This is a genomic window from Kitasatospora griseola, from assembly GCF_014648555.1.
Lineage (GTDB): Bacteria > Actinomycetota > Actinomycetes > Streptomycetales > Streptomycetaceae > Kitasatospora > Kitasatospora griseola.
In genome coordinates this window covers 1-615 of the sequence record NZ_BMRI01000118.1, presented here as the reverse complement: position 1 = coordinate 615, position 615 = coordinate 1, and the positions used below count along the sequence as shown (strand labels likewise).

General features: G+C 67.0%; 1 protein-coding gene. It reads right to left on the bottom strand.

Features of this window, described 5'->3' with window-relative positions:
• Nucleotides 1–38: 38 nt before the first annotated feature.
• Nucleotides 39–615: ISAs1 family transposase (locus IEZ12_RS37380; RefSeq protein WP_189278893.1), on the bottom strand; the 577-nt coding region annotated here is incomplete at its 5' end.

Below are 615 nucleotides of genomic sequence, written 5' to 3'. Positions count from 1 at the left end.
GGTTGTTGCAAAGTTCCGTGATCTTGTAATCCTGCTGGTCAAATGATGCCCAGCAGGTCGAGTGGGCGGGTGAAGGGCTCGTAGGAGGCCTGCCGGATGCCGGCGGCGATGTTGCGGTGCCCGGCGGCGCGGAGGGTGTTGATCGCCAGGTTGCGCAGGGTCGCCATGTTCTCGGGTCCATGGCCGGTGCGGATCTTCGATGCGTCCTCGCCGAAGGTGGTGTCACGGACAAAGTGCAGCCGGTTCTCGATGGTCCACTGGGACCTGGCGAGGTGGCCGAGGCGCTGGGGCGATGCCTGTTGCGAGGTCAGGTCCGTGATCGCGTAGACCGTCTGGCGGCTGACCTTGCCGGTCTTGAGGTCGGTTCGATGACGCAGGATGCGTACGGCCTGGGCGGCGTGGGGGAAGTCCAGGCCGAGATCGGTGACGGTGAGGGCCCTGGTCGCCCGGGTCTCCCTGCGGCCGTGGCCGATCTCGCGGTCGTAGCGGCGCGCGGTTACGTCCTTCCACGGCAGCGATCGCAGCCGGCGGTGGAGTTCGGGCTGGTTGGCCTTGACCACCAGCAGGTAGTGCGCCTTCTTTTCCTCCACGAGGAAGCGCGCGTGGGCGCGTTGG